General features: G+C 51.3%; 2 protein-coding genes. Both read left to right on the forward strand.

The genetic code is table 11. The features are described from left to right. Window positions 1–185, forward strand: a 185-nt coding sequence (locus GAC_RS05820) for a hypothetical protein (protein WP_037348981.1), incomplete at its 5' end; no start/stop codon positions are given. Between the two features lie 151 nt (window positions 186–336). Then, entirely contained in the window at window positions 337–2,973 is a 2,637-nt protein-coding gene (acnA, locus tag GAC_RS00610) for an aconitate hydratase AcnA (RefSeq protein ID WP_010268390.1), read from the forward strand. Window positions 2,974–3,145: the final 172 nt, after the last annotated feature.

Consider the following 3,145-nt stretch of genomic DNA (forward strand, 5'->3'; position numbering starts at 1 on the left):
TTCCGTGTGGTGCGCCTTACGGGTTGTCTTGCCTCGCGTCTCGCTGGTGTGGGTTTGCTGAGTCCGCTATGGTGGCGTCATGCGCCTTCTCTTCCGCAAGTGGGGCCATAGAGGCCGTGTTTTTGTTTGATCGTGCTTTCGCTCACTGCATATCCGCGGTTGTCCGGCACGACGTGCTATTGTGACGAACACGTTAACACTAAGCAAGTCAATTGCCATGTTAAATGTGGGAGGGATTTGTGGCTGTGAGCTGCTGTTAATTAGGGGGTGACGGCGCGGCGGACATCTGCTATCCTACAAGAGAGGACTGCGCTAGGTTGCTGTACGGAGGTTGGTGTGACGTGCTTGGATTCTCTACAAACACGCAGGCAGTTACGTGTAGGCGGAAGTTCTCATGACTACTTCGCGTTAGATGCGGCCTACCAGGGGCTGGGTCTGGATGGTGCCAGACTGCCGTTTGTGCTCAAGATTTTGCTAGAGAATCTGTTGCGCAACGAGGATGGCGTCCATGTTACGCTTGGTGACCTAAAAAGGCTAGCTAACCGTATAAACACGGGCGTAGAGTGTGAAGTGAGTTTCATGCCCGCCAGGGTTATCATGCAAGATTTTACGGGAGTGCCCGCGCTTGTGGACCTGGCAGCTATGCGCGATTATGTGCGGGAAAAGGGGCGTGACCCGAGCCTAATAAATCCGAAAATTCCTGTGGATCTGGTAATAGACCATTCCGTGCAGGTTGATTTCTACGGCACGCAAGATGCACTGGCAAAAAATGTCGGGCTGGAGATGTCACGGAATTTGGAGCGCTATAAATTCCTCAAATGGGGGCAGTCCGCATTTAGCAACTTTCGTGTGATACCACCTGGCGTTGGCATATGCCACCAGGTTAATCTCGAACATTTGGCCAAAATTGTGTGGAACCGCGGCGGAGTTTTGTGCCCAGACACTGTTGTTGGGACCGATAGCCATACCACAATGGTAAACGGGATTGCGGTGTTGGGATGGGGCGTTGGAGGAATAGAGGCCGAAGCCGTTATGCTTGGGCAGCCGATAGTCATGGTAGCACCTGAAGTGTTAGGGGTAGAGTTACATGGCAAGTTGCGCGAGGGTGTGACCGCGACAGACACGGTGCTGACAATCACTAACATTCTCAGAAAGAAGTGTGTGGTGGGGAAATTTGTTGAGTTTTACGGAGATGGACTCAAGAATTTATCTGTGTTTGACCGAGCCACTGTTGCAAATATGGCGCCGGAATACGGCGCAACCTGCGGATTTTTCCCATTTGACCAGGGTACGCTAGACTATCTAGACGTCACCGGACGCTCGAAAGAAGAGATAGACGTTGTTGAGGCATATCTGCGTGCGCAGGGTTTGTGGTACAACAATGGCAGCCAGGCAGTTTATTCAGATAAGCTCATCGTGGATTTGGCCGATGTACAACCTGTTGTTGCTGGGCCTAAAATGCCGCAGGAGCGGGTTTTGCTGTCTCAAGTTCCTAACACTCTGGCAGGGTGTGCAACACATAAAAAAACTGAGCACAATTCCGTTGTGAAAAACGGAGATGTAGTTATCGCGGCGATTACCAGCTGCACTAACACCTCTAATCCACATGTGATGGTTGCAGCGGGGCTGGTTGCGCGTAAGGCAAAACAGCTCGGGATCAAGCCCAAGCCCTGGGTTAAAACTTCCCTCACACCCGGTTCTAGGGTTGTTGAGGCATACTTACAATCTTCGGGCCTGCAGGAGTGCTTGGATTTCATTGGATTCAATATCGCCGGGTACGGGTGTGCGACCTGCATAGGAAATTCCGGCCCGCTTGCTAAGGAAATCGAAAGCCTGATCAAAGAGCAGGATTTGCTAGTCGCATCTGTTCTGTCTGGCAACCGGAATTTTGAGGGAAGGATACACCCATGCGTTAAGGCCAATTTCCTCGCTTCGCCGCCTCTTGTGGTCATTTACGCCCTGGCGGGCACAGTTCTCTTAGATCTAACGCGCGATCCTGTGTGCCAGGATTCTCGCGGTAATGACATTTTCTTGCGTGACCTATGGCCTTCAAGCGGTGAAATTGAGGAGGTGATTGCAAAATTTGTATCCAGGGAGGTCTTTGCGGAAAAGTATAAGGATGTCTTCAGTGGGGATGACATTTGGAAAAACGTCGAATATAGGGGTGATGCAACCTACAATTGGGAGCCTGGTAGCACATACGTGCAAAGCCCGCCCTATTTTATGGGTGAGACCAGCGGCAGGGTGGTTGGCAGGAAATTTAACATAAGTGGCGCAAGAATATTGATGTTGCTTGGCAGCGGGATCACTACTGACCATATTTCTCCTGCCGGCAATATTCCTTTGAAAAGCCCCGCAGGCGAGTTTCTTATGCATAATGGCGTCAAAGAACGGGATTTCAATTCGTACGGTGCCAGAAGGGGCAACCATCACGTAATGTTGCGAGGTACCTTTGCCAACATCAGAATAAAAAATGAGATGCTCAATGAAGTGCAGGGTGGGTTCACGAAGCACGTCCCAACGGAGAGAGTTATGACGGTGTTTGAGGCCGCTATGCTCTATAGGGAGGCCAATGTGCCGCTGGTGATTATTGCGAAACAGGGATACGGTGCAGGGTCTAGTAGAGACTGGGCGGCAAAAGGCACGCTGCTGCTTGGGGTCAGGGCGGTAATAGCGGAGGATTTTGAACGCATACACAGGTCCAACCTAGTGAGCATGGGAGTGCTGCCGCTCACTTTTAAACGGGCCAGCGACAACGTGTTTTCCGGCAATGAAGTGATAACATTAAGCGGTAATGTTGGTGTCGGCGAGGAGATTGTGTGCAAAATTCGCGAAGCGGATGGCTCTGAGAGGGAAATTCTCCTATTGTGTGCGATCAACACCGAAGTCGAGGAGGAGTATCTTGCCTCTGGAGGTGTGCTACACTACGTTTTGAAGAAGGTGGTAGGAGAGAGCGTTGCAGGCAATGCGTGACGTAGGCTGTAGTGCGTGGCTTTCCGCCGCACTGCTTATTCTATAATCTTTTGCACGAAAAAACATCCGGCTTCTGTGCCCACTTCAGAGTGGGAAAGTACCTGATCTCTGATGCCTCCATCATCCACAACGTCATCACGTACCTGCGATGGACCAGGTGCCTCCCCCGTAC

It is taken from the genome of Anaplasma marginale str. Florida (genome assembly GCF_000215485.1).
Classification (GTDB): domain Bacteria; phylum Pseudomonadota; class Alphaproteobacteria; order Rickettsiales; family Anaplasmataceae; genus Anaplasma; species Anaplasma marginale.